This is a genomic window from Nocardia sp. NPDC050718, assembly GCF_040654235.1.
Lineage (GTDB): Bacteria > Actinomycetota > Actinomycetes > Mycobacteriales > Mycobacteriaceae > Nocardia.
Map to the genome: position 1 here is coordinate 828,702 of NZ_JBFAHQ010000001.1, position 24,260 is coordinate 852,961.

The 24,260-nt window shown below is 68.0% G+C and carries 24 protein-coding genes and 4 tRNA genes; 18 read left to right on the top strand and 10 right to left on the bottom strand.

Annotated elements, in window-relative coordinates:
* The first annotated feature begins 2 nt into the window (after positions 1 to 2).
* Complete coding sequence (locus AB0H54_RS04020) at positions 3 to 761, top strand: hypothetical protein (protein WP_357342592.1); 759 nt, start codon at positions 3 to 5, stop codon at positions 759 to 761.
* Positions 762 to 767: 6 nt separating this feature from the next.
* Here AB0H54_RS04020 and AB0H54_RS04025 read toward each other — a convergent pair whose 3' ends face one another.
* The gene (locus AB0H54_RS04025; RefSeq protein WP_357342593.1) at positions 768 to 1,379 is read right to left on the bottom strand and encodes a TetR/AcrR family transcriptional regulator C-terminal ligand-binding domain-containing protein; all 612 of its coding nucleotides are present in this window, start codon (positions 1,377 to 1,379) and stop codon (positions 768 to 770) included.
* Positions 1,380 to 1,461: 82 nt separating this feature from the next.
* On the opposite strand from AB0H54_RS04025, the gene AB0H54_RS04030 reads away from it, so the two are divergent.
* Positions 1,462 to 2,505, top strand: a complete 1,044-nt coding sequence (locus AB0H54_RS04030) for an aldo/keto reductase (RefSeq protein WP_357342595.1) — start codon at positions 1,462 to 1,464, stop codon at positions 2,503 to 2,505.
* Here the strand turns inward: AB0H54_RS04030 and AB0H54_RS04035 are convergent, their stop codons facing one another.
* The 4 genes from AB0H54_RS04035 to AB0H54_RS04050 form a co-directional block, all read right to left on the bottom strand.
* Complete coding sequence (locus tag AB0H54_RS04035; protein ID WP_357342596.1) at positions 2,506 to 6,729, bottom strand: bifunctional nitrate reductase/sulfite reductase flavoprotein subunit alpha; 4,224 nt, start codon at positions 6,727 to 6,729, stop codon at positions 2,506 to 2,508.
* Between the two features lie 185 nt (positions 6,730 to 6,914).
* On the bottom strand, positions 6,915 to 7,628 hold the full coding sequence (locus tag AB0H54_RS04040) for a demethylmenaquinone methyltransferase (RefSeq protein ID WP_355273866.1): 714 nt from the start codon (positions 7,626 to 7,628) through the stop codon (positions 6,915 to 6,917).
* Between the two features lie 33 nt (positions 7,629 to 7,661).
* Positions 7,662 to 8,804: a glycosyltransferase family 1 protein gene (locus AB0H54_RS04045; RefSeq protein WP_357342597.1), complete on the bottom strand. Its 1,143-nt coding sequence runs from the start codon at positions 8,802 to 8,804 to the stop codon at positions 7,662 to 7,664.
* A 72-nt stretch (positions 8,805 to 8,876) separates the two neighbouring features.
* Positions 8,877 to 9,302, bottom strand: coding sequence for a DUF3592 domain-containing protein (locus tag AB0H54_RS04050; protein WP_355274640.1), 426 nt, complete (start codon positions 9,300 to 9,302; stop codon positions 8,877 to 8,879).
* A gap of 39 nt (positions 9,303 to 9,341) precedes the next feature.
* Here AB0H54_RS04050 and AB0H54_RS04055 point away from each other — a divergent pair, with 39 nt between their 5' ends.
* A complete protein-coding gene (locus AB0H54_RS04055) occupies positions 9,342 to 9,839 on the top strand; it encodes a DUF2505 domain-containing protein (RefSeq protein ID WP_357342599.1) in 498 nt (165 codons plus the stop codon).
* A gap of 42 nt (positions 9,840 to 9,881) precedes the next feature.
* On the opposite strand, the gene AB0H54_RS04060 is transcribed toward AB0H54_RS04055, so the two are convergent.
* Genes AB0H54_RS04060 through AB0H54_RS04070 form a run of 3 tightly spaced genes read right to left on the bottom strand, consistent with a single transcriptional unit; the run spans position 9,882 to position 12,042 of the window.
* A complete protein-coding gene (locus AB0H54_RS04060; protein WP_357342601.1) occupies positions 9,882 to 10,298 on the bottom strand; it encodes a VOC family protein in 417 nt (138 codons plus the stop codon).
* Between the two features lie 9 nt (positions 10,299 to 10,307).
* Entirely contained in the window at positions 10,308 to 10,769 is a 462-nt protein-coding gene (locus AB0H54_RS04065; RefSeq protein WP_357342603.1) for an AraC family transcriptional regulator, read from the bottom strand.
* Between the two features lie 7 nt (positions 10,770 to 10,776).
* Entirely contained in the window at positions 10,777 to 12,042 is a 1,266-nt protein-coding gene (locus tag AB0H54_RS04070; RefSeq protein ID WP_355273853.1) for a geranylgeranyl reductase family protein, read from the bottom strand.
* Between the two features lie 145 nt (positions 12,043 to 12,187).
* Here AB0H54_RS04070 and AB0H54_RS04075 point away from each other — a divergent pair, with 145 nt between their 5' ends.
* Positions 12,188 to 13,210 (top strand): polyprenyl synthetase family protein, encoded by a 1,023-nt coding sequence (locus AB0H54_RS04075; protein ID WP_355273851.1) that lies wholly within the window; start codon positions 12,188 to 12,190, stop codon positions 13,208 to 13,210.
* A gap of 37 nt (positions 13,211 to 13,247) precedes the next feature.
* Positions 13,248 to 14,111, top strand: a complete 864-nt coding sequence (gene htpX, locus AB0H54_RS04080) for a zinc metalloprotease HtpX (RefSeq protein ID WP_357342605.1) — start codon at positions 13,248 to 13,250, stop codon at positions 14,109 to 14,111.
* Positions 14,112 to 14,130: 19 nt separating this feature from the next.
* Here htpX and AB0H54_RS04085 read toward each other — a convergent pair whose 3' ends face one another.
* On the bottom strand, positions 14,131 to 14,622 hold the full coding sequence (locus AB0H54_RS04085; RefSeq protein WP_316576178.1) for a YajQ family cyclic di-GMP-binding protein: 492 nt from the start codon (positions 14,620 to 14,622) through the stop codon (positions 14,131 to 14,133).
* 177 nt (positions 14,623 to 14,799) lie between these two features.
* On the opposite strand from AB0H54_RS04085, the gene AB0H54_RS04090 reads away from it, so the two are divergent.
* From AB0H54_RS04090 to rplA, 10 genes are all read left to right on the top strand, one after another.
* Positions 14,800 to 14,882, top strand: a tRNA-Tyr gene (locus AB0H54_RS04090).
* Positions 14,883 to 15,193: 311 nt separating this feature from the next.
* Positions 15,194 to 15,266: transfer RNA gene (locus tag AB0H54_RS04095), tRNA-Thr, on the top strand.
* Between the two features lie 58 nt (positions 15,267 to 15,324).
* A tRNA-Met gene (locus tag AB0H54_RS04100) sits at positions 15,325 to 15,400 on the top strand.
* A 36-nt stretch (positions 15,401 to 15,436) separates the two neighbouring features.
* On the top strand, positions 15,437 to 15,607 hold the full coding sequence (rpmG, locus tag AB0H54_RS04105) for a 50S ribosomal protein L33 (protein ID WP_019049401.1): 171 nt from the start codon (positions 15,437 to 15,439) through the stop codon (positions 15,605 to 15,607).
* A 144-nt stretch (positions 15,608 to 15,751) separates the two neighbouring features.
* A complete protein-coding gene (locus AB0H54_RS04110) occupies positions 15,752 to 16,819 on the top strand; it encodes a fused (3R)-hydroxyacyl-ACP dehydratase subunits HadA/HadB (protein WP_357342607.1) in 1,068 nt (355 codons plus the stop codon).
* A gap of 197 nt (positions 16,820 to 17,016) precedes the next feature.
* Positions 17,017 to 17,089 (top strand) — tRNA-Trp (locus AB0H54_RS04115).
* A 31-nt stretch (positions 17,090 to 17,120) separates the two neighbouring features.
* Complete coding sequence (secE, locus tag AB0H54_RS04120) at positions 17,121 to 17,492, top strand: preprotein translocase subunit SecE (protein ID WP_357342609.1); 372 nt, start codon at positions 17,121 to 17,123, stop codon at positions 17,490 to 17,492.
* Between the two features lie 112 nt (positions 17,493 to 17,604).
* Positions 17,605 to 18,399, top strand: a complete 795-nt coding sequence (gene nusG / locus AB0H54_RS04125; protein ID WP_355273838.1) for a transcription termination/antitermination protein NusG — start codon at positions 17,605 to 17,607, stop codon at positions 18,397 to 18,399.
* A 239-nt stretch (positions 18,400 to 18,638) separates the two neighbouring features.
* Positions 18,639 to 19,073, top strand: coding sequence for a 50S ribosomal protein L11 (rplK, locus tag AB0H54_RS04130; protein WP_019049397.1), 435 nt, complete (start codon positions 18,639 to 18,641; stop codon positions 19,071 to 19,073).
* Between the two features lie 80 nt (positions 19,074 to 19,153).
* A complete protein-coding gene (gene rplA, locus AB0H54_RS04135) occupies positions 19,154 to 19,867 on the top strand; it encodes a 50S ribosomal protein L1 (RefSeq protein WP_336084266.1) in 714 nt (237 codons plus the stop codon).
* 78 nt (positions 19,868 to 19,945) lie between these two features.
* Here rplA and AB0H54_RS04140 read toward each other — a convergent pair whose 3' ends face one another.
* Positions 19,946 to 21,556 carry an MFS transporter gene (locus AB0H54_RS04140; protein ID WP_357342611.1) on the bottom strand — a complete coding sequence of 537 codons (1,611 nt, stop codon included), beginning with the start codon at positions 21,554 to 21,556 and terminating at the stop codon, positions 19,946 to 19,948.
* A gap of 403 nt (positions 21,557 to 21,959) precedes the next feature.
* Here AB0H54_RS04140 and rplJ point away from each other — a divergent pair, with 403 nt between their 5' ends.
* The 3 genes from rplJ (at position 21,960) to AB0H54_RS04155 (ending at position 24,251) form a co-directional block, all read left to right on the top strand.
* Positions 21,960 to 22,490, top strand: a complete 531-nt coding sequence (gene rplJ / locus AB0H54_RS04145; protein ID WP_218719611.1) for a 50S ribosomal protein L10 — start codon at positions 21,960 to 21,962, stop codon at positions 22,488 to 22,490.
* Between the two features lie 60 nt (positions 22,491 to 22,550).
* Positions 22,551 to 22,937: a 50S ribosomal protein L7/L12 gene (rplL, locus tag AB0H54_RS04150; RefSeq protein ID WP_355273832.1), complete on the top strand. Its 387-nt coding sequence runs from the start codon at positions 22,551 to 22,553 to the stop codon at positions 22,935 to 22,937.
* Between the two features lie 243 nt (positions 22,938 to 23,180).
* Positions 23,181 to 24,251, top strand: coding sequence for an ABC transporter ATP-binding protein (locus AB0H54_RS04155; RefSeq protein WP_355273829.1), 1,071 nt, complete (start codon positions 23,181 to 23,183; stop codon positions 24,249 to 24,251).
* Positions 24,252 to 24,260 lie beyond the last annotated feature (9 nt).

The following is a 24,260-nucleotide window of genomic DNA, read 5'->3' on the forward strand; positions in this document are numbered from 1 at the left end:
TTGTGCTGCAATTCGTTCTGATCCTGATGGCCCTGGCCGGGCTGTTCTCCTGGATGGCCTTCACCAACGGCAGCGTGGTCGTCGCCGTGATCTTCGCGCTGCTGGCGCTGGCGCCGCTGATCGCGATCGTGGTCGCCATGGTGCGCAAGCGAACCGGAGCCACCGGTCCGCTGTTCGGCAAGCAGTCCAGGGTGGTGGGAGTGATCGCGCTGGTGACCGTCATCGGGGCGGTCGGCTACGCGGTGTACTGGACCTTCTGGACGCCGAAGGAGTACGAGGGCCAGCTGGCGAACGTGCGCGACATGGAATCGGCCTGCCATGACATGGGCGGCAAGTTCTTCCCGTCCGCGGCCGAATTCGGCGGGCCCGCACCGCATCCGGTGGTCGCGTTCGTCGACGAGCAGGTGGGTGGGACCTCGGAGGCCGAGATCGGCGGTTCCGACGCGCCGCGCGAGTGGGGCGGCCGCGGGCTGAAACCCGCCGACGTGCAGCTCATCGCCTGCCTCGACGAGGCCGAGGACGGCAAGTTCCTCACCGACTGCAAGTTCACCGGCAGCACGCTGCCGCTCTATCAGGGTCGCTACGACGTGACCATCCGCGAGGCACGGACCGGCCGCACGGTCGGGACCGTCGAACTGGCGGGCAAGTCGACGCCCGACTGCCCGTTCTCGGCGCTCACCAAGGGCGACAACCCGAAGATCCACACCGAGCCCGACCTCGCCGAATACCAGCGCGCGCTGGCCGAATTCGTCTCGAAGTAGGCCGGTTCAGCGGACGAAGGCGCCGCCGATCGTGGCGAGGGTGGCCGCCCGCGCCGACTGATCGGCGGCGCAGTCGTCGATGGGGTCACCGCTGGCGAGCAGCCGGTAGTACAGCGGCGCCGACACCGCTGACAGGACCGCGCGCGCGTCGGTGCCCGCGGGTGCCTCGCCGCGCGCCACGGCGTCCTCGACACAGGGCGCCCACTCGGTGAGCCGGGTGTCGTAGAAGGTGTGCAGCGCCGTGGCGGTGACCTCGTCGCCGGTGGCCGCGGCGATGACGGCGCGGAACAGATTGCCCTGGCGCGGGTCGGCGAGCGTCTTCGCCACCAGCCGGGCATTGGCGGTCAGGTCGTCGAGCAGGGCACCGGTGTCGGCGCGCGGCAGCGACTGCTCGGCCATGTCGACGAGCAGATCGGCGACCAGGCCCGCCGGTGTGCGCCAGCGCCGGTAGACCGTCGTCTTGCCGACGCCAGCCGTCGCGGCGACCTCCGCCAGATCGAGGCTGACGAAGCCCCGGTCGGCGATCAGATCACCCGCCACCTGCAGGACCGATTCGCGGACCCGGGCGGTGCGTCCACCTGGGCGAACGGACCCCGGCCAGGCGATGTCGTGATTCATAACGGAACTCCAGTTTCATTTAGCGCGCAACGGGTGTACTGTCCGAAGTGTTAACGGAACTATAGACCCTTTAGGAGTTCTCATGGAGTACCGGCGGCTCGGCGCATCGGGTCTGCACGTTCCCGCGCTCGGTTTCGGCGCGGGCACCTTCGGCGGACGGGGCGCGCTGTTCAGCGCCTGGGGCGATACCGACGCGGCGCAGGCCAGGCGCCTGGTCGATATCAGCCTGGAGGCGGGCGTCACCCTGTTCGACACGGCGGACGTGTATTCCGACGGCGCCTCGGAGGAGGTGCTCGGCGCGGCGATCAAGGGCAGGCGCGAGCAGGTGCTGCTGTCGACCAAATCCGCACTGCCGACCGGGCCCGGCGCACACGAGGCCGGTGCGGGCCGGGCCCGGCTGATCCGCGCCGTCGACGCGTCGCTGCGCCGGCTCGGCACCGACTACCTCGATCTGTTCCAGCTGCACGCCTTCGACGCGGGCACCCCGCTCGCGGAAACCCTCACGGCCCTCGACGATCTCGTGCGCGCGGGCAAGATCCGCTACGTCGGCGTCTCCAACTTCGCCGGCTGGGAACTGATGAAGACGCTGTCCACCGCCGAGGCGCTCGGCCTGGAAAAGCCGGTCGCGCACCAGGTGTACTACTCGCTGGTCGGCCGCGACTACGAGTGGGAGCTCATGCCGCTCGCCGCCGATCAGGGTGTCGGCGCGATCGTCTGGAGTCCGCTGGGCTGGGGCAGGCTCACCGGCAAGGTCCGTCGTGGCCAGCCGCTACCGGCGGGCAGCAGGTTGCACGAGACCGCGCAGGCGGGTCCGCCGGTGGACGACGAACACCTCTACGACATCGTCGACGTCCTCGATCGGATCGCCGCCGAGACCGGCCGCAGCGTCCCGCAGATCGCCCTCAACTGGCTGCTCACCCGCCCCACCGTCGCCAGCGTGCTGATCGGCGCCCGCAACGAGGAACAGCTGCGCCAGAACCTCGGCGCGGTCGGCTGGGAGCTGGAACCGGAGCATCGGACTGCCCTCGACGCCGCGAGCGCGACCACGCCGCCGTACCCGTACTACCCGTACCACCGGCTGCCTGACTTCACCCGGCTGAATCCGCCGACCGTCCGGGCGGCGTGATCAGTACACGTCGCGGACGTAGCGCTTCTCGGCGACCAGCTGCTTCTTGAAGGCCAGGGCACCGGCCTCGTCCAGCTTCCCGTGGATCTGGGCGATGCGCAGCAGGGTGTCGTCGACATCCTTGGCCATCCGGGCCGCGTCGCCGCAGACGTAGAAGTGGCCGCCGTCGCGCAGCCACGACCACAGCTCGGCGCCGTGCTCGATCATCCGGTGCTGGACGTAGACCCGCTCGCGCTGATCGCGGGAGAAGGCCAGGTCCAGCCGGGTGAGGAAGCCGGAGCGGAACATGTCCTCCAGCTCGGCCCGGTAGTAGAAGTTCTGGGCGGCGTGCTGGTCGCCGAAGAACAGCCAGTTGCGCCCGGTCGCGCCCATGGCCCGGCGTTCGTGCAGGAATCCACGGAAGGGGGCGATACCGGTGCCGGGGCCCACCATGATCATCGGGGCGTTCGGGTCCAGCGGCGGACGGAAGTGCGGCGCGCGCTGCAGGAAGATCGGCACCTCGGCGCCGGCCCGGTCGGCGAGGAAGGTCGAGCACACGCCGCCGCGCCGGGCGGAGTTGCCCGCCGGCTCGCCGTAGCGGACGACGCCGACGGTCAGCTGCACTTCGTCGGGGGTGGTCAGTGGGCTGGAGGAGATCGAATACTGGCGCGGCTGCAGCTTTTTCATGGTGCCGAGCCAGTCGACCAGATCGGTGCGCACCGGGAAGTCACGCAGCACGTCGGCGGCTTGCCGGTCCCACAGGTAGTTGGCCAGTTCGTTGCGGTTGTCGCGCCGCAGCAGCTTGGCCAGCTGCGGGTGCGGATTGCGTTCGGCGATGAAGCCGAGCAGGTCCTGGCTCACCTTGGTGATGTCGTAGTGGGTGCGCAGTGCCTCGGCGAGGGTGAGCTCGCGGTCGTCGAGCTCGATCACGCGGCGGCCGTCCAAGCCGGTCGCGGTGAGCCACTCCTCGACGAGCTCCGGGCCGTTGGCGGGCAGGACGCCCAGCGAATCACCGACCTCGTAGCTGGCGTCGAGGTCGTGCAGGTCGAAACCGAAGCGGCGCACCTCCTTCGGCGAACCCGGCGCGCTGAGGATTTCGTTGCGCATCAGCATCGCTCGGACCGGGGACTGGCGGGTGAAGGGCGCGGGTGCGGTGCGCTTGACCCGGGTGGGCGCCGGCGCGAGCGGGCGATCGAGCACGATCGCGCCGCCGCGACCGGTCGGCTGGGGCAGCGACGAGCCGGAAACCTGGTGTGGCTCCGGGGTGTCGATGCCCGGCCCCTCCGGCGGGGTGTCGTCGCCTGGCGTCGACCCGCCGAGCGCGGCGAGCACGTCGTCGAGCCACTGCTCGGCGGCATCGGCGAAGTCGGGTTCGCTGTCGACGCGGGGCACCAGCGGCTTGGCGCCGCGCGCGGCGAAGAGGCGGTCGAGTTTGCGGCCGTGACCACAGAAGTCGTCGTAGGAGGAGTCGCCGAGGGCGAAGACCGCGTAGCGGACGTCGTTGAGCCGGACGATGCTGTCCTCGAGCCTGCTCCAGAAGTCGGCGCCGTTGTCGGGCGGGCCGCCGTCACCGAAGGTGCTGGTGACGATGAGGATGTCGCCGGTGAGCGCCGACAGCTCGCAGGAATCCATGTCGAGCAGCGACGGCAGGAATCCGGCGGCGGACAGGCGCGCGGCGACGGTGGCCGCGAGTTCCTCGGCATTGCCGGTCTGCGATGCCCACAGGACCGTCACCGGGGCGGCCGCCGGAGCATCGGCGGCCGGAGCGTCGGCGGTGGCGCCGGAGGTGCGGGAGTACATCCCGGCCAGCAGCCCGTCGACCCAGAGACGGGACTGGGCCGAGAGCGGCGCGCTCGCGGGCAGCACCGGCTGCCCGGACACCGGCAGCGACTGCAACGCGGCGAGGTATCCGCCGAGGTAGATGCGCTCGGTCTCACTGAGTGTCGGCGAGGCGCCCGCGTCGAGGCCGAGGATCCCGGCCAGCGGATGCGCGCTCGGCGGGGCGGACAGCTGGGTGGGCTGGGCCGGCGCCTGCTCGGGAGCGGCGGCGGGCCCGACCCGGCGCAACGCCACCGCGCACGCCTTGAACTCCGGTTGCAGCGAGGCGGGATCCACCGCGTCGTTGGTGACGGCGTTGATCGTCAGATATTCGCCCTGTTCGTCGTTCCAGTGGAAAGGAGCGAAGCAATCGCCGGGCCGGACCCGATCGCTGATCTGCACCGGCAGCACGGCACGGCCACGGCGCGAGGCGATTTCGAGCTGGTCGCCGGGCTGCAGATCCAGATTTCGCGCATCCTCGGGATGCACTTCGACGAAGGGAGCGCCGTTGAGCTTGGTCAGCTTGGCGACCTTGCCGGTCTTGGTCATCGTGTGCCACTGATGCTGCAACCGGCCGGTGTTCAGCAGGAACGGGTAGTCGTCGTCGGGCAGTTCGGCGGCGGGCAGGTGCGGGCGGGGGAAGAACACCGCGCGCCTGCTCGGGGTCGCGAACGCCAGTCGCGGTGTGGTGCCGTCGGATTCGACGTGCAGCGGCTGGTGTACGCCGTCGTTGAGATAGCGGATCGGATTGCGCGGTGCGGCGCTGTCGTTGCACGGCCACTGCATCGGGCCTTCACGCAACCGCTCGTAGCTCATGCCGCTCAGGTCGTAGCCCGTGGCCGGATTGGTGAAGCGCTGGATCTCGGCGAAAACCTCGGCGCTCGAGGCGAAGTCGAATCCGGGGAAGCCCATGGCCGTGGCGACCTGCGCGATCAGCAGCCAGTCCGGCCGCGCGTCGCCGATCGGATCGACGGATTGCTGGAGCAGGGTGACATTGCGCTCGGAGTTCACCATCACCGCGTCGGCCTCGGCCCACAGCGTGGCGGGCAGCAGCAGATCGGCGTAGGCGTTGGTGGCGGTCTCGGTGTAGGCGTCCTGCACCACGACCAGCTCGGCCGCCTCCAGCCCCGCGATCACCGTCTTGCGATTGGCCACGGTGGCGACGGGATTGGTGCAGATGATCCACGCGGCCTTGATCTCGCCGTCGGCCAGGCCGCGGAACATGTCGATGGTGCCGGGGCCCGCCTCGGTGCGCAGGGTGTCGGCGGGCAGATCCCACGCGGTCTCGACGAAGGTCCGGTCGGCGGGGGAGAGCAGGCTGCGCTGGCCGGGCAGACCGGGACCCATGTAGCCCATCTCGCGTCCGCCCATGGCATTGGGCTGGCCCGTGAGCGAGAACGGGCCGCTGCCGGGGCGGCAGATCGCGCCGGTCGCCAGGTGCAGGTTCACCAGGGCGTTGGTGTTCCAGGTGCCGTGGGTCGACTGGTTGAGTCCCATCGTCCACAGCGACATCCACTCGCCCGCCTCGGCGATCATCGTCGCCGCGGTCCGGATGTCGGCCTCGGCCAGGCCGGTGAGCTCGGCGACCCGGGCGGGCGGGTAGTCGGCGAGGAACTCGGGCATCGCGTCCCAGCCCTCGGTGTGCTCGGCGATGAACGCGGTGTCGATCGCGCCGTCGGCGATGAGCAGGTGCAGCAGGCCGTTGAGCAGCGCGAGGTCGGTGCCGGGCGCGATCTGCAGGAACAGGTCGGCGCGGGCTGCGGTGTCGGTGCGGCGCGGGTCGACCACGATCAGCTTGGCGCCGGCCTTGAGCCGGTCGGCCATCCGCAGGTAGAGGATCGGGTGGCAGTCGGCCATGTTCGCGCCGGAGACGAGGAACAGGTCGGCGTGCTCGAAGTCGTCGTAGGAGCCAGGCGGGCCGTCGGCACCGAGGGACTGCTTGTAGCCGGTGCCCGCGCTGGCCATGCACAGCCGGGAGTTGGCCTCGATGTGCTTGGTGCGCAGATAGCCCTTGGCCAGCTTGGTCGCCAGGTACTGGGCCTCGAGCGACATCTGTCCGGAGACGTAGAGGGCGATCGCGTCGGGCCCGTGCTCGTCGAGGATGGCGCGCAGCCGGGTGGCGGTTTCGTGGACGGCCTCGTCGACCGGCAGCGGGACGGGGACCTGGCCGCGCTCGGGGCGGTGGTAGGCGGTGTCCATCCGGCCGGGGGCGGCCATCATCTCGGCGTGCGTCGCGCCCTTGGTGCACAGCCTGCCCGCGTTCGCCGGATGCAGCTTGTCGCCGCTGACCTTGGCGATCAACCGCGCACCCGACTGATCGGTCTTGGTCTGGACGGTGATGCCGCAGCCGACGCCGCAGTACGAGCACTGTGAACGCACAGTGTCCGTGTCGCGGATGTCAGCTTCCCCTGTCATGCCTTCGATCATCCGCACCTGTCGTTGCGCTCGATTTACCGAACGTTATGTCCAGGTGACAATCGACCTCACACGTCAAAATTTCGGTCGTGAGGTCCGGCCGCGAATATCGGGCCTGATCAGGGCGCATTCCGGCGCACCGCCGCGCGTCGCGCACGGCCCCGGGGTGACGGGACTCACCCCGGGATCGGGGCGGTTCAGCCCAGTTTGTAGCCGCGGTGCAGCGCCACCACACCGCCGGTGAGGTCGCGCCACTGCACCGAATCCCACCCGGCGTCGGCGATGCGCCGGGCCAGCCTGCGCTGGTTCGGCCACGCGCGGATGGACTCGGCCAGGTAGACGTAGGCGTCGGGGTTGGAGCTGACCGCGCGCGCCACCCGCGGCAGCGCCTTCATCAGGTACTCCATGTAGACGGTGCGGAACGGCCCGAACACCGGCGTGGAGAACTCGCACACCACCACCCGGCCGCCCGGCTTGGTCACCCGCAGCATCTCGCGCAGCGCGAGGTCGATATCGGCGACATTGCGCAGGCCGAAGGAGATGGTCACCGCGTCGAAGGAGTCGTCGGCGAAGGGCAAGGCCATCGCGTCACCGGCGACCATCGGCACCTGACGGAACCGGCCCGCGGCCAGCATGCCCTGGGAGAAGTCGGTGGCCACGCACCAGGCGCCCGACTTGCCGAGCTCGACGGTCGAGACGCCGGTGCCCGCGGCGAGGTCGAGAACCCGCTCACCCGGCCGCAATCCGAGCGCGCGGCGCGTCGCCCACCGCCAGTATCGATCCTGGCCCGCGGAGATGACCGTGTTGGTGAGGTCGTAGCGCTTGGCCACACCGTCGAACATCGACGCGACCTCGTGGGGTTGCTTGTCCAGCGATGCCCGAATCGGTTCCCGCTGCTCTGTTGTCGCCACGATTCGAGCTTATCCGGCGCGCGTCCCGGCGCTCTACGCCGAGCGCGGCAAGCGGTCCCGCATGCCGGTCACCTCGGCGTAGTGGGTCATCAGTTCGGTGCAGATCGCGGGCCAGGTGCGGTGCAGCACCGACTTGCGGGCCGCCGTCGCGAACCGGGCGCGCTGGCCCTGGTCGCGCAGGGCCGACACCGCGCTGGGCAGCAGTTCGGCGAAGCGGTCGACCGGCAGCAGGTAGCCGTTGCGGCAGTGCGCGATCAGATCGCGCGGCCCGCCCGCGTCCGGACCGATCACCGGCACACCGGAGGACAGCGCCTCCTGCACGCCCTGGCAGAACGTCTCGTGCTCGCCCGGATGCACCATCACGTCCAGGCTCGCGTAGTGCGTGGCCAGTTCGCTGCCGCCGAGCTCGCCGGTGAACACCGCGCCGGGCATCAGCCTGCTCAGCCGCGCGCGTTCCGGGCCGTCACCCACGACGACCAGCTGGATCGACGGATCGCCCGCCAGCGCCGCGAGCCGGTCGACGTGCTTCTCCGGCGCGAGCCTGCCGACGAAGCCGACCACCAGCCGGTCTTCGTCGCCCAGCCAGCTCGCCCGCAGGTCGGCGCTGCGCGCGGCGGGGTTGAACCGGTCGATGTCGACGCCGCGTCCCCACCGGTGCACCCGGGGGATGCCGTGCTCGGCCAGGTCCTGGGCGGCCGCCGAGGACGGCGCCAGCGTGCGGGTGGCGCCCTCGTGGATCCGGCGCGTCCACGCCCAGGCGGCGCGGGCGGCCAGGCCGAGGCCGTAACTCTTGGCGAAACCGGCGACATCGGTCTGATACACCGCGATCGAGGGCAGATCGAGCCGGGTCGCCGCGGCCAGCCCGCCTGCGCCGAGCAGGAACGGCGAGGCCAGATGCACCACATCGGGATCGAAGGCGGCGATGGCGGCGGTGATCCCGGGCTGCGGCAGCCCCACCGGCAGCGAGCTGACCTTCGGCACCATCATCGCGGGCACGCGGTGCACCGGGAAGCGGCCGTGGAAGCGGGGTGCGGGTGGTGCGCCGCGCAGGGTGTCGGGTGCCACGATCATCGCGTCGTGTCCGTGCTGGTCCAGGTGGTCCAACACCCGCAACACGGAGTTGACGACGCCGTTCATGTTCGGCAGGAAGGACTCCGCCACGATGGCTACGCGCACCACCTCAGGGTGACCGCCACACCGCGCGACACCCCCACACAGACGTGAAGCCGGGACGAACAGCAGGCGAAGTTACGCCTCGCGCTGCTTGCGCCGGATGAGCCACAGCACCGGCAGCGCCAGCGCCCAGACCACCACGATCACCGACGCCGCGGGGATGATCGCCACCCGGGCGTCGCGCCCGGCGACCCGGACCAGATCGGGGTCGCGGGTGCTGTACTCGACATTGATCCGCTGCCCGGCCGTCAGATTGGTCGGATACAGGATGCCGACCTTCGGATTGTGCGTGACGCTGTCCGGCGTCACGTACATGACCGCCGACCGCAGCCTGCCCGCCGAGAGCACCTCGCCGGAGGTGGTGCCGCGATGATGCTCGATCTCGAAGTCGTTGCGCCAGGCCGCGAGAACCAGCAGCACCATCAGCACGCTGATCACGGTGGCCACGCCCAGCACCGACGTCCGCGCCCGTCGCAGGCGCTTGGTCCGCCGCTCCGACAGGCTCACATCCGACACCCGGCACACAGTACCGTTGCCGCCATGTCCCGAAAATTCAGCTTCACCGTGCCCTACGCAGTCCCGGTCGAAGATCTTCACCGGGCACTCGTCGACGATGCGGTCTGGCAGGAGCGATTCGCTGCCGCCGAGACCGCGACCCTCGAACTCTCCCATCCCGACGGGCCGGGTTCGATTCGCCTCCATATGACTGAAACGCCCGGCCGGGACAAGGTCCCCGGCCTGGTCCGCAAGGTGCTCAAGAGCGATCTGGTGCTGTCCAGGACCGACAACTGGCAGCCGCTGCAGGGCGAGGTCGCCAAGGGCAGCTTCACCGGCAAGACCGGCGGCATCAATACCGAGATGTCGGGCACCTATGAACTGCGTCCCACCGCCGAAGGCAGTGAGATCGAGGTCGTCGGCACCGTCACCGTGAAGGTGCCGCTGGTCGGCGGCGCGATCGAGCCGCTGGCCGAGCAGCTGCACCAGCGCGTGCTCAACAGTGAACGCAAGTTCATCGAGAACCGCTTCGCCACCAGATAGATCGCCGGAAGGTGCCGCCCGCCGGGCCGGGCGGCACCGCGCTCACGCGCTCGGCTCGACCAGGACCAGCCAGTTGCCCGAGTTGTCGCGGATGATGGCCTCGGTGCCGTACGGCCGCGCGGCGGGCGGCTGGATGAACTCGACGCCCTTGGCGGTGAGCTCTTCGAAGGTCTTCTGACAGTCCGCGGTGCGCAGCCCGAGCGCGCCGTGCGTGCCGTCGGCGAGGGCCCGCCGGATCGCCTCGGCCAGGTCGTCGGTCAGCGGTGGCCCCGGCACCATCAGCGTGACCTCGAGTTCGGTGTGCTCCGGATGGGCGACGGTCACCCACCGGAAGCCGTTGTCGCCCATGCTCACATCCGCCGTCTCGACGAATCCGAGCTTATCGATGTACCACTGCTTGGCGGCGTCCTGATCGGTCACATACACGGTGACCAGGGAAACGTTCGTGATCGTTGTCATGACCCGAGGCTAGGACGGGCCGGTGCCGCCGGGCTTCTCCGAAATTGCGGTGTCGGGCCGGACCCGGTCGGAGAGCCCGTGCATGAAGACGTAGCAGCCCGGAATGTGCGGCGCGCCGTCGGCGAACCTGGCCTGGTACTCGCTCGGCGTGACCCCGACCAGCTGACGGAACCTGCTGCTGAACGAGCCGAGGCTGGAGTACCCGACCAACATGCACACCTCGGTGACGGTCAGGTTGGTCGCCCGCAGCAGGTCCTGGGCCCGCTCGATCCGCCGCTCGGCCAGATAGGCGCCCGGCGTGCGCCCGTACACGGCCGTGAACGCGCGCAGGAAGTGGTACTTGGAGACCCCGGCCGCGCGGGCGAGGTCGTCCAGATCGAGCGGGTCGGCGTAGCGCTGATCGATCAGATCGCGGGCCCTGCGCAGATGCGGCAGCAGGGCAAGGACCGGTCGACGCGCCGTCCCGCTCACAGCGTCGTCAGCTGAACGGTGGCAGTTCGTCGGCGCGCAGCGAGGCCAGGCCCGCGGCTCGCCAGGCGCGGGCGGTGAGGTCGGCGTCCTCGTCGGTCACCAGATTGCCCATCACCCGAACCGCCGTGCGCTGCAGGTACTTCGAGCGCATCACCGGCGGGCCGCCGAGCGGGACCATCTTCGGGTGCGTGGCCAGCCCGGCCAGCCTGCGTGCCACCGAGAAGGTCCGGCCGTAGCGCTCGCGCAGCAGGCGCGGCCAGACCCGGCTCAGATCGGGCTCGTCGAGCAGCCCGGCCAGCAGGTGCCCGCCTTCGAGGCCGTAGTCGATGCCCTCGCCGTTGAGCGGGTTCACGCAGCCCGCGGCGTCGCCGACCAGGACCCAGTTCACCCCGGCCACGTTCGAGACCGCACCGCCCATCGGCAGCAGCGCCGACGCGACCGCGCGCAACTCGCCCTCGAGCTCCCACTCCTCCCGGCGCAACCGGGTGTAGTGCTCGATCAGCGGCTTGAGCGCGATGTGCGAGGGCCGCTGCTCGGTGGCCAGCGAGCCGACGCCGATATTCACCTCGCCGTTGCCCAGCGGGAAGATCCAGCCGTAGCCGGGGACCAGCTCGTCGGCGGCATTGCGCAATTCCAGGTGCGAGGAGATCCACTGATCGTCGCTGCGCCCCGACTTGATGTAGGCCCGCGCGGCGGTGCCGTAGGCGAAGCGCCGATGCCAGGTGCGGCCCAGCTGCTTTCCGATGGGGGAGCGCACTCCGTCGGCAACCACCAGCACCCGGCAGCGCACGGTGTGGGTGGTCTCGCCGATCCGCACGGTCACCCCGCCGACCCGCTCGCCCTCGCGCAGCACCTCGGTGACCTTGGCGCCGTCGACCATCCGCGCACCCGATTTGATCGCGGTCTCGCGCAGTTTGTCGTCGAGTTCGGTTCGGGGAACGGCACTCCCGTAGGTCGGGAACGACCCGCCCGGCCAGGGCAGCAGCGCCTCCCGGCCGAAGCCGGCCATCCGCAGCCCGTGATTCACCGTGTGCGCGCGCAGCCACTCGCCCAGACCCAGGTGCTCCAGCTCGGCGGTCGCCCGCGGTGTCAAGCCGTCACCACAGGTCTTGTCCCGGGGGAAGACCGCGGAATCGAGCAGCAGGACATCGCGTCCGGCCCGCGCGGCCCAGGCCGCCGACGCCGATCCCGCGGGTCCGGCCCCGACCACCAGCACCTCGACGTGGGCGGGCAGCGGCGCGTGGTCGGCGGGGGTGAGATCCGGTGAACCCATGGCTCAATACTGGCACCCCCGGCCGCTGTGCGAGAGTGTCGGGTACACCGGGAATAGTCACTGTGTGACCGTGTTCATCGGCCCTGGCGCCGGAACACGCTAGGTTGCTACCCGTCGGGGTCGGACGCATCGCTGGGAGAAGATAATGAGCACATCGGCTGTGAGCGACGAGAGCACCGTGGTTGCCGGGGTCGATCTCGTCGATCCCGAACTCGCCGCCACCGTGCGCGACGGGCTGGCCGCGGTCGAGAAACTGCTCGTCGACGAACTCTCCGACGGTGCGGAATTCCTGCAGGAAGCGGCGCTGCATCTCGCGCGCGCGGGCGGCAAGCGCTTCCGGCCGCTGTTCACCGTGCTCACCGGTCAGCTCGGTCCCAATCCCACCGATCCGGCCCTGGTCACCGCGGGCACGGTGGTGGAGCTGGTGCACCTGGCCACGCTCTACCACGACGACGTGATGGACGAGGCGCCCCAGCGGCGCGGCGCGGTCAGCGTCAACGCGCGGTGGGGCAACAACATCGCGATCCTGGCAGGCGACTACCTGTTCGCCCACGCCTCCCGCCTCACCTCGACGCTCGGCCCCGACGCGGTCCGGATCATCGCCGAGACCTTCGCCGAGCTGGTCACCGGCCAGATGCGGGAAACCATGGGTGCCAAGCAGACCCAGGACCCGGTCGAGCACTACCTGCGCGTGGTCTGGGAGAAGACCGGCTCGCTCATCGCCGCCGCGGGCCGCTTCGGTGGCACCTTCTCCGGCGCGGGCCCCGAGCACGTCGAGCGGCTGGCCCGCCTCGGTGACGCCGTCGGCACCGCCTTCCAGATCTCCGACGACATCATCGACATCTCGTCCTCGGCCGAGCAGTCCGGCAAGACTCCCGGCACCGACCTGCGCGAGGGCGTGCACACCCTGCCCGTCCTCTACGCCCTGCGCGAGTCCGGCGCCGACAGCGACCGCCTGCGCACGCTGCTGGACCACCCGCTGGACACCGACGCCGAGGTCGAGGAGGCGCTGGAATTGCTGCGTCGCTCACCCGGCATGGCCAAGGCCAAGGCCAAGCTCCAGGAATACGCCGACCTCGCCGACGCCGAACTGGCCGCCCTCCCGGCGGGCCCGGCCAACGAGGCCCTCACCCGCCTTGTCCGCTACACCATCGAACGGGTCGGCTGACCAGGAACTATCCCGGCCGCAGACACGTTCTCCGATCATGCCCAATGGGATCAAAACTTTCGGTTTGATGGTCGGGCTGTCGGCGCTCATCGTCGCCATCGGGGCGATGTTCCGCAGCCCGGCGATCCTGATCATCTCGATCGTGCTGGCCGTCGGCATGAACGCCTACGCCTACTTCAACAGCGACAAACTGGCGCTCGAGGCGATGCACGCGCAACCGGTCAGCGAACTGGAAGCGCCGGTCATGTACCGGATCGTGCGCGAGTTGGCGACCACGGCCCGGCAGCCGATGCCGCGGCTCTACATCAGCCCGACCAACGCCCCCAACGCGTTCGCGACCGGGCGCAATCCCCGCCATGCCGCGGTGTGCTGTACCAGCGGCATCCTGCAGCTGCTCGACGAGCGGGAGCTGCGCGCGGTGCTCGGGCACGAGCTGTCGCACGTCTACAACCGCGACATCCTGATCTCGTCGGTGGCGGGCGCGATGGCCTCGATCATCACCGGCCTGGCCAATATGGCCTTCTTCGCGAGTTCGTTCGGCAGCCGGGACGGACAGGGTCCGAACATCATCGCCGTGCTGCTGGTCTCGCTGCTCGGCCCGATCGCGGCGGGCCTGATCAAGATGGCCGTGTCCCGCTCCCGCGAGTACCAGGCCGATCAGTCCGGCGCCGAACTCACCGGTGACCCGCTGGCGCTGGCCTCGGCCCTGCGCAAGATCGAACGCGGCGTCCAGGTGGCTCCGCTGCCGCCGGACCCCAAACTCACCAGCGAATCGCACCTGATGATCGCCAACCCGTTCCGCGCCGGCGACCGTATCGCCCGCTGGTACTCGACGCACCCGCCCATGGCGGAGCGGATCAAGCGACTCGAAGAGATGGCGGGCGGCACCCACCGGCACTGAGCGCCGCCGTGCCGCCGATCTATCGGTAGTTCACGAACTGCAGGGCGATGCCGAAGTCCTCGCCCTTGAGCAGCGAGATCACGGCCTGCAGGTCGTCGCGCTTCTTGCTGCTGACCCGCAGCTCCTCGCCCTGGATCTGCGCCTTCACGCCCTTGGGACCCTCGTCGCGGATCTTCTTGGAGATCTTCTTCGCCTTCTCGGTGTCGATGCCCTGCACCAAAGTGCCGGTGATCTTGAACACCTTGCCCGAGGCCTGCGGCTCGCCCGCGTCGAACGCCTTCAGCGAGATGTCGCGGCGGATCAGCTTCTCCTTGAACACCTCGAGCGCGGCCTTGACCCGCTCCTCGGCGTTCGCGGTCAGCACGATGGCTTCCTCGCCCGACCACGCGATCGCCGCATCGGTGCCCTTGAAGTCGTAGCGGGAGTTCAGCTCCTTCTCCGCCTGGTGCAGCGCATTGTCGACCTCCTGACGATCGACCTTGCTCACCACGTCGAATGACGAATCAGCCACACTGCGCTCCTGTCCCTCACGGTCTGCCAACGGGTGGGCCGACAGGTGTGCCGGCCACCGAGACAGTTGTACCCGTATGCCCCCGTCGACCGTGCTCGCAGGGTCGTTGTGCAGGCGGTTTGCATTGTGGGTGTGGGTTCGTTGTAAGCTGCTCAGCGCACCGGAAACGGCGCACAAGGCAGATTGCCCGAGCGGCCAATGGGAGCAGACTGTAAATCTGTCGGTGAAAGCCTACGTAGGTTCGAATCCTACATCTGCCACATCGAACCCCGTCGATCATCAGATCGGCGGGGTTCTTTGGTATGTGCTGGCCCGCCTCCCCGAGATTTTGCGTGTCTTCCGGTAGCTCGACTGTTCGGTCTCGGGCTCGCGTTGTTCTCGCTCGGGGTCGAGGTGGTGGGGGAGTTACCCATGTTCGTGCGTGATCAGTGGGTTGCCAGGGGGTAAAAATGGGGTCTCACCTGGCGATTTGGTGCTCTTCGGTGGAAGTGTGTAATCTCTTTCAGGACGCCGGAGCACGGGGTCGCTCGGATCGGTTCGCCGACCAAGACACCTTGTGCCACGTAGTCATGCCCCCTTAGCTCAGTCGGCAGAGCGTTTCCATGGTAAGGAAAAGGTCAACGGTTCGATTCCGTTAGGGGGCTCGCCGGATTGCCGGTGGTGACCGACATTCCCGCCGGCCCACCGTAACAGGTCCGCCGTGGCGGTGTAGCTCAGTCGGTAGAGCAAACGACTCATAATCGTTGTGTCGCCGGTTCAAGTCCGGCCATCGCTACCAATAACGACTCAGCCCAGACCGGAAAGAAGGCAAATCGTGGCCGCGAAGTCCACCGATGTCCGGCCAAAGATCACCTTGGCCTGCGAAGAGTGCAAGCACCGCAACTACATCACCAAGAAGAACCGGCGCAACGACCCGGACCGCCTCGAGCTGAAGAAGTTCTGCCCGAACTGCGGAACCCACCGGGCGCACCGCGAGTCGCGCTGATTCACCAAGCTTTGCCGAAAGGCCGGACGAGAGTCCGGCCTTTCGTGCGTTTGCGGGGGCGATACAGTACCCGGCCGAGCGGGTGAATACACCCCGCTCGACGTTGTGACCCGGCTACGTGTGAGTAAGGTCCACGGTGTGACAGTGAACACCGGAACCGACGAAGCGGTCACCGCCGCAGCCGCCGCACCGGTCGATCCCGCCGCGCACGCCGCGGCGATGGTCGGCCACCACTACCGCGTCGACGACTACTACGAGGTCGGCCGCGAGAAGGTGCGCGAATACGCCCGTGCCGTCCAGGACTACCACCCGGTGCACTGGGAGGAAGAGGTCGCGCGCGAGCACGGCCACGACGGCCTGCTCGCCCCGCTCACCTTCATCTCGCTGGTCGGCATCCTGGCCCAGCGCAAGCTGTTCGAGCAGATCGTCACGGGCTACGACCTGAGCCAGATCATGCAGACCGACCAGATCCTGGAATTCCATCGCCCCATCCGGGTGGGCGACCAGCTGACCTGTGATGTGTACCTGCATTCCTTCCGGCAGGCCTTCGGCGGCGACATCATCGTGACCAAGAACATCGTCACCGCGCAGGACGACGAGCTGGTGCTCACCACCTACACCACGCTCATCGGCCGCAGCGGCGGTGACATCGATCCCACGATGTCGGACGCGGTGCGCAACATCCTGATGCACGGCCTCGAGGAGCCCGCGCATCACGCGCCCGCCGACCTGCCCACCGAGATCACCCCGGATCCGGTCACCAAGCAGCCGGAGCCGTTCTTCAGTACGCGCGCCCTGTCCTTCGACAGCGTGACGGCCGGCGATGAACTGCCTCCGCGCACCGTCCGGCTCACCCGTGGCGATCTGGTGAACTACGCGGGCGTCTCCGGTGACGCCAACCCGATCCACTGGAGCGACGAGATCGTCAAGCTCGTCGGCCTCGACGACGTGGTCGCGCACGGCATGCTCACGATGGGTCTCGGCGGCGGCTTCGTCACCTCCTGGCTCGGCGATCCCGGCGCGGTCAAGGAGTACAACGTCCGCTTCACCAGCCCGGTCTACGTCGGCTCCGACGCACCGGCCGAGGTCGAGTTCACCGGTAAGGTGAAGTCGGTCGATCCGGAGACCAGGACCGCGGTCGTCGCCATCACGGCGAAGTCGGCGGGCAAGAAGATCTTCGGGCGGGCCACGGCTACCGTTCAGCTGTCCTGACCTGGTCGGCTGTCCCGGATTGGCAAATACCGCACGCGGTAACGTACACTCGGGACTCTGGGGTCACCGGCTGCTGCGCGCTGATCTTCCCGGGGATCTGATCCCCATGGAAGCGGCGCGCATGTTGTGTGGCACCAGAGCTCGATAATCGAATATCGACTGTGGTTGGGCACGACAGCTCAGGCTGGTCCAACCGAAGGGGCGTAGCTCAATTGGCAGAGCAGCGGTCTCCAAAACCGCAGGTTGCAGGTTCAAGTCCTGTCGCCCCTGCCCTGAATGCCAGCGACGAGGAAGGATCGACGTGAGCGACGAGCGGGATACTCGCGCCGAAGACGGCGACGATACCGCCGCTGCCACTCGGCCGAGCGGCAAGCGGACAGCTCGCCGTGCGCGCACGTCGGATGCGCCGGTGGACACCGGTTCGGTGGCCACGCTGGATCGGTCCGCTCGCAAGGCGGACAAGACTGCGGGGAAGTCCACGGGCAACCCGTTCAAGCGGCTGATCAAGTTCCTGCGAGAGGTCATCGCGGAACTGCGTAAGGTGATCTGGCCCAACCGGAAGCAGATGGTCACCTACACGACCGTCGTTCTGGTGTTCGTGGTCTTCATGGTCGCGTTCATATTCGGGTTGGATACGGCGTTCATCAAGGGTGTCGACTGGCTGTTCGGCTGATCGCCGACACCGACGCCGGTAGCCGATCCCGGGCCGGAACGGCGGAGTGTGCGCTCCGCGCCCCCGACCCGGCCCAGAGGATGTAGTGACGACACAGGAAGCGAGTGCCCCAGTGAGCACCCCGGAGAACGAAACAAACGACGAGTTCCCGGTCGACGACGCCGTGGCGGAGAACGCCACCGACGAGGTCGAGGCCACCACCGAGCTCGCTGACGCCGACGAGACCGTCGTCGAGGCCGTCGCCACCGAGGAAGACCCCGAAGCCGACCCGGTCGAGTCGATGAAGGCCAAGCTGCGCCGCGTCCCCGGCGACTGGTACGTCGTGCACTCCTACGCCGGCTACGAGAACAAGGTCAAGACCAACCTCGAGACCCGCGTGCAGAACCTCGGCCTCGAGGACTACATCTTCCAGGTCGAGGTGCCGACCGAAGAGGTCACCGAGATCAAGAACGGCCAGCGCAAGCACGTCAACCGCAAGGTGCTGCCGGGCTACATCCTGGTCCGGATGGAACTGAACAACGAGTCGTGGGGCGCGGTCCGTAACACCCCCGGCGTCACCGGTTTCGTCGGTATGACCGGCGGTGGCCCCGGCGCCAAGCCGACCCCGCTGACCATCAACGAGGTCGTGAAGTTCCTGGTCCCGGCCGGTGCGCAGCAGAAGAAGGCGGCCGCGGCGGCGACGACATCGACCGGTGCGGAGTCCACCGGCGAGGTGTCGGCCAAGCCGATCATCGAGGTCGACTTCGAGGTCGGCGAGTCGGTGACCGTGATGGACGGCCCGTTCGCGACGCTGCCCGCCAGCATCAGCGAGGTCAACGCCGAGCAGCAGAAGCTCAAGGTGCTCGTCTCGATCTTCGGCCGCGAGACCCCGGTCGAGCTGAACTTCACCCAGGTCTCCAAGATCTAGCTCGAACCAGCTTCGCAACGGCACCGCCTCGGCGGTGCCGTTGTCGTTGATCGACCCTCCCGGCTGCGGCCGCTTCGGCGCGGTTCGGTAGAGTGTGACAGTTCGTGTGTAGACCCGCGCCAGGCGTTTTCCGCCCGGTGTCGCGGTCGTGCGCGAATGCCGGGTTTGGACCCGGCGTGGGAGCGATCCCGCAACAGGCTTACGGCAACCGTAAGGAACCCGAAACCCAAGGAAGAAAGATGCCCCCCAAGAAGAAGAAGCTCGCCGGGATCATCAAGCTGCAGATCCAGGCCGGCGCCGCGAACCCGGCTCCTCCGGTCGGCCCCGCGCTCGGTCAGCACGGCGTCAACATCATGGAGTTCTGCAAGGCGTACAACGCCGCGACCGAGTCGCAGCGTGGCAACGTCATCCCGGTCGAGATCTCGGTGTACGAGGACCGGACGTTCGACTTCAAGCTGAAGACCCCGCCCGCCGCGCGTCTGCTGCTCAAGGCCGCCGGTGTGCAGAAGGGCTCGGCCGAGCCGCACAAGACCAAGGTCGCCAAGGTCACCATGGACCAGGTCCGGGAGATCGCCAAGACCAAGGCCGAGGATCTCAACGCCACCGATCTCGATCAGGCCGCGAAGATCATCGCCGGTACCGCCCGTTCGATGGGTATCACCGTCGAGGGCTGAGCGAACTCTCGCTCCATGTGGGAGGGCCGGCCAGGCCCGGAAAACCACATCTGACACCAGAACATTAAGGACAGAGAATCATGGCAAAGCGAAGCAAGGCGTATCTCGCCGCTGCTGAGAAGGTCGATCGCGACAAGCTGTACTCCCCGCTGGCCGCCGCGCGCCTGGCGAAGGAGACCTCGACCACCAAGACCGACGCGACCGTCGAGGTCGCCGTTCGTCTCGGCGTCGACCCCCGTAAGGCCGACCAGATGGTCCGTGGCACCGTCAACCTGCCGCACGGCACCGGTAAGACCGCCCGCGTCATCGTGTTCGCCGCCGGCGAGAAGGCCGCCGAGGCCGAGGCCGCCGGTGCCGACGCCGTGGGCGCCGAGGACCTGATCGAGCGGATCCAGGGCGGCTGGCTGGACTTCGACGCCGCGATCGCCACCCCGGACCAGATGGCCAAGGTCGGCCGCATCGCGCGTGTCCTCGGCCCGCGTGGTCTGATGCCGAACCCGAAGACGGGCACCGTCACCAACGATGTGACCAAGGCCGTCAATGACATCAAGGGCGGCAAGATCAACTTCCGCGTCGACAAGCAGGCCAACCTGCACTTCGTCATCGGCAAGGCGTCCTTCGACGACGCCAAGCTGGTGGAGAACTACGGCGCCGCGCTGGACGAGATCCTGCGTGTGAAGCCGTCGACCGCCAAGGGCCGCTACGTCAAGAAGATCACGGTTTCGACCAACACCGGACCGGGCATCCCGGTGGACCCGAACCGCACCCGCAACCTCCTCGACGAGGATGCGTGAGCTTCGACTGACAGGTAGCTCCTGATCGACCACGAGGGTGGGAACGCACTGCGTTCCCACCCTCGCGGTTTTTCCGGGTCAGTCCTGGTCGTCGGTTTTGGTGCGCCAGCCGAGCAGCACCGAATCGCCGCCCTGCGGCTTCCACGGCAGGAAGATCGCCACGATGATCGCGCACACCAGCACCGCGCCCGCGGCGACGAGGGAGGCGGCGTGCGCGCCCTGTAGCGTCGCGGACTTCATCGCGACGATGAGGTTCTCGCGCTGGGTCTCGAAGAACGGGGCCAGTTCGCGTTTGCGCAGCTCGAGCACGCTGAGCGGACTCGCCTTGACCAGTTCCTTCTCCCGCTCGTTCATGATGCCGACCGGGATGGCGTCGATCCTGGAGCCGATTCGGCTGGTGTAGTACGAGGCCACGATCGAGCCGAGCACGGCGACGCCGAGGGTGCCGCCGATCTCCCTGGTGGTGTCGTTCACCGCCGACCCGGCGCCCGCCTCGTCCAGCGGGAGCGAGGACATGATCGATTCCGTCGCGGGGCCCTGCACGATGCCGAGGCCCAGCGCCATGAACACCATCGACGGCAGCACCCCGATCAGGTAAGTGCTGTCCACGGTGACCTGGCCGCCGAGATAGAGCCCCAGCCCGGTGAGCAGCAGGCCGATCACCAGGACCGCGGTCGTGCCGACCCGCTGTGCCAGCAGCGTGGCCACCGGCGCGCCGATCGCGACCGAGAACGCGAACGGCAAAGACGCGATACCGAATTCGAGTGGCGTGTATTCGCGCACGCCCTGGAAATACTGGGTGATCAGGAACAGGAAGCCGAACATCGAGAAATACCCGATCGCGATGGCCAAGGCGGGCAGCGAGAATCGGCGATTCCGGAACAGCCGCATATCGAGAATCGGTGCGGTGGAACGCAATTCCCAGACGACGAACGCGGCGAGCAGCAGGGCGCCGAGGGTCGCGGTGCACAGCGTGGTGAGCGAGAGCCAGCCGTTGTGCGGCGCCTCGATGATCGCCCACACCACCAGCGTGATGCCCGCGATCGAGAGGAAGATGCCGGGCAGGTCCAGCTTGCCGACCTGTTCGGCGCGCGATTCCGGCACCCAGATCAGCGTCGCGACCAGCGCGACCAGGGCCACCGGCACATTGATCCAGAACACCGAGTGCCAGCTGAAGTGTTCGAGCAGCCAGCCGCCCGAGATCGGGCCGATGGCGATGGCGAAGCCCGCCATCGCGGTCCAGGCGGCGATGGCCAGCGCGCGTTCGCGCTTGTCGGTGAAGATGTTGATGATCAGGGCCAGGGTGGCCGGGAAGACCGCGGCGGCGAAGACGCCCATCGCCGCGCGGGCCGCGATGACCTGCGTCATCGATCCGGCGAGCGCGCCGCCGACCGACATCACCGCGATGCCGATCAGGCCGACGATCATGATCCGCCTGCGGCCGTAGCGGTCACCGAGGTTGCCGGCGGCGAGCAGCAGTCCGGCGAAGGTCAGGGTGTAGGCGTCGACGACCCACTGCAGGCCGGAGACGCCGGTCTGCAACTGGACGCCGATGGAGGGGAGGGCGACGTTGACGATGGTGTTGTCGAGGACGACCAGCAGTTCGGCCAGGCAGATGACGACGAGTGCGAGGAATCGCTGCGGACGCCGGTCCAGCAGCACTGGTGGAGCGACTATGGAGGTTGCCATAGTTGAGAAGTGAAGCAGGTTACTGTCACCGAACGTAACACCTTTCCGGTGAGATTGCTGCCACTTCGAACCATCGAATGTGAGCTGGGTCACTTCGAAAGTCGGCGAATCCGGCACCGCCGGGGGCGTTTTGGCAGATCGGGGCGGGTGCCGGTACAGTGGACTCCGGTCATCGACATGTTCGATGACTACCCATTCGTTCTACCGAAGACCGTTGGTCGTCGATGTCGCTTGCGCGGTGTCGATCGAAGGTCCGGCGACATTGCCGGCGGCCCACGCAGGGAGAGCTGAGGCCGATATTTTCGCGCCCCGGTACGCCTTGCGTCCGGGGCGTTAGTTTTGTCGCCGGCCCCTGAATTCGGTAGTGCGCGTTCACGAACCGACATCAGAGAGGAGGCGAAGTATGGCGAAGCCTGAAAAGGTCACCGCTGTCGCGGAGATCGCGGAGCAGTTCAAGAACTCCACGGCCACTGTTGTCACGGAATACCGTGGTCTTTCGGTCGGCAAGCTCACCGAGCTGCGTCGCGCGCTCGGCGCCGAGGCCACGTACTCCGTCGCCAAGAACACCCTGGTCAAGCTCGCGGCCGCGGAAGCGGGCGTCGAGGGCCTGGACGACTTGTTCGTCGGACCGACCGCCATCACCTTCATCCAGGGTGAGCCGGTCAACGCCGCGAAGGCCCTCAAGACCTTCGCGAAGGACAACAAGGCGCTCATCATCAAGGGCGGCTACATGGACGGCGCTGCGCTGTCCGTGTCCGAGGTCGAGAAGATCGCCGACCTGGAGACCCGCGAGGTCCTGCTGGCCAAGCTGGCCGGTGCGATGAAGGGCAACATGTCCAAGGCTGCCGGGCTGTTCTCGGCTCCTGCCGGTCAGGTGGCCCGTCTGGCCGCCGCGCTGCAGGAGAAGAAGCAGGCCGAAGGCGCTGCCGAGTAATACCCCCGTGTGGGTGTTACCGCCCGCGCAAACAGACATTCACTACCGAAAGGAACAATCATGGCCAAGCTGTCCACCGAAGAGCTGCTCGACGTTTTCTCGGAGATGACCCTCCTGGAGCTGTCCTCCTTCGTGAAGGCGTTCGAGGAGAAGTTCGAGGTCACCGCTGCTGCCCCCGTCGCCGTCGCCGCGGTCGCCGGTGGCGCTGCTCCGGCTGACGCCGCCGAGGAGCAGGACGAGTTCGACGTCATCCTCGAGGGTGCCGGCGACAAGAAGATCCAGGTCATCAAGGTGGTCCGTGAGATCGTCTCCGGCCTGGGCCTGAAGGAAGCCAAGGACCTGGTCGAGGGTGCCCCGAAGCCGATCCTGGAGAAGGTCACCAAGGAGGCCGCCGACGCCGCCAAGGCCAAGCTGGAAGAGGCCGGCGCCAAGGTTGCCGTCAAGTAATTCGGCGCTTCGCGTTCGCGAACGGGCGGTCCCTTCGGGGGCCGCCCGTTTGTTGTTCATCCCGACATGGGATGGTGATACGCGCTGTATCAACCGGGTGGGTTACTCTTCAGTCAGATGAAGGGTGTGCCCTGTCTCACTGATGGGATACAGTGACCGGACCCACAGTGTCGTGACGCACCGCCGTGATGTAAGCGCGCGGTCAGCGGGGTGGGCTGCTCGCAGGCAACAATGGAGGTAGGCGTGGGCGTCGAGGTCAGGACCGAGGGTGTTACCAAATCCTTCGGGTCGCAGCGTATTTGGCAGGACGTGTCGATCACGCTCCCTTCGGGCGAGGTGAGCGCCCTGCTCGGCCCTTCGGGTACGGGTAAGTCGGTGTTCCTGAAGTCGCTGATCGGCCTGTTGCGGCCCGAGCGTGGCTCCATCTTCATCGATGGCACCGATATCACCACCTGCTCCAACAAGGAGCTCTACGAGATCCGCAAACTGTTCGGCGTCCTTTTCCAGGACGGCGCGCTGTTCGGCTCGATGAATCTGTTCGACAACATCGCTTTCCCGCTTCGTGAGCACACGAAGAAGTCGGAAACCGAGATCAAGCGCATCGTCATGGAGAAGCTCGAGCTGACGGGTCTGCTCGGCGCCGAGGGCAAGCTGCCCGGCGAGATCTCCGGCGGTATGCGCAAGCGCGCCGGCCTGGCCCGCGCCCTGGTCCTCGACCCGCAGATCATCCTCGTCGACGAGCCCGACTCCGGCCTGGACCCGGTGCGTACCTCGTACCTGGCGCAGCTGCTGCTCAACATCAACGCGCAGATCGACGCCACGATCCTGATCGTGACGCACAACATCAACCTGGCCCGTACCGTGCCGGACAACATCGGCATGCTCTTCCGCCGCCAGCTGGTCATGTTCGGCCCGCGTGAGGTGCTGCTGACCAGCGACGAGCCCGTGGTCAAGCAGTTCCTCAACGGCCGCATGATCGGCCCGATCGGTATGTCCGAGGAGAAGGACGAGGCGCAGATGGCGCGCGAGCAGGCGCTCGTCGACGCCGGTCACCACCACGGTGGCGCCGAGGAGATCGAGGGCATCATCCCGCAGATGAAGGCCGAGCCCGGCATGCCGGTTCGCCAGGCCGTGTTCCGTCGTCAGGCGCGGGTGCGCGAGATCATGCACACCCTGCCGCACGCGGCGCAGGTCGCCATCCGCGAGTCGCTGGACCAGTCCGACGACACCCAGGTGATGGCCGCCTACGGCAGCGAGCACCCCACCGCGGCCTTCGACAGCAAGACGATTCCGCACGGCCAGATCAACGGCTGAGCGCACCCG

What these genes read in the sequence shown, in the direction of transcription:
- AB0H54_RS04025 (WP_357342593.1), bottom strand. Translation starts at nt 1,379, where the DNA reads ATGAATCACGACATCGCCTGGCCGGGGTCCGTTCGCCCAGGTGGACGC.
- AB0H54_RS04030 (WP_357342595.1), top strand. Translation starts at nt 1,462, where the DNA reads ATGGAGTACCGGCGGCTCGGCGCATCGGGTCTGCACGTTCCCGCGCTC.
- AB0H54_RS04035 (WP_357342596.1), bottom strand. Translation starts at nt 6,729, where the DNA reads ATGATCGAAGGCATGACAGGGGAAGCTGACATCCGCGACACGGACACT.
- AB0H54_RS04055 (WP_357342599.1), top strand. Translation starts at nt 9,342, where the DNA reads ATGTCCCGAAAATTCAGCTTCACCGTGCCCTACGCAGTCCCGGTCGAA.
- AB0H54_RS04060 (WP_357342601.1), bottom strand. Translation starts at nt 10,298, where the DNA reads ATGACAACGATCACGAACGTTTCCCTGGTCACCGTGTATGTGACCGAT.
- AB0H54_RS04070 (WP_355273853.1), bottom strand. Translation starts at nt 12,042, where the DNA reads ATGGGTTCACCGGATCTCACCCCCGCCGACCACGCGCCGCTGCCCGCC.
- AB0H54_RS04075 (WP_355273851.1), top strand. Translation starts at nt 12,188, where the DNA reads ATGAGCACATCGGCTGTGAGCGACGAGAGCACCGTGGTTGCCGGGGTC.
- htpX (WP_357342605.1), top strand. Translation starts at nt 13,248, where the DNA reads ATGCCCAATGGGATCAAAACTTTCGGTTTGATGGTCGGGCTGTCGGCG.
- rplK (WP_019049397.1), top strand. Translation starts at nt 18,639, where the DNA reads ATGCCCCCCAAGAAGAAGAAGCTCGCCGGGATCATCAAGCTGCAGATC.
- rplA (WP_336084266.1), top strand. Translation starts at nt 19,154, where the DNA reads ATGGCAAAGCGAAGCAAGGCGTATCTCGCCGCTGCTGAGAAGGTCGAT.
- AB0H54_RS04140 (WP_357342611.1), bottom strand. Translation starts at nt 21,556, where the DNA reads ATGGCAACCTCCATAGTCGCTCCACCAGTGCTGCTGGACCGGCGTCCG.
- rplJ (WP_218719611.1), top strand. Translation starts at nt 21,960, where the DNA reads ATGGCGAAGCCTGAAAAGGTCACCGCTGTCGCGGAGATCGCGGAGCAG.
- rplL (WP_355273832.1), top strand. Translation starts at nt 22,551, where the DNA reads ATGGCCAAGCTGTCCACCGAAGAGCTGCTCGACGTTTTCTCGGAGATG.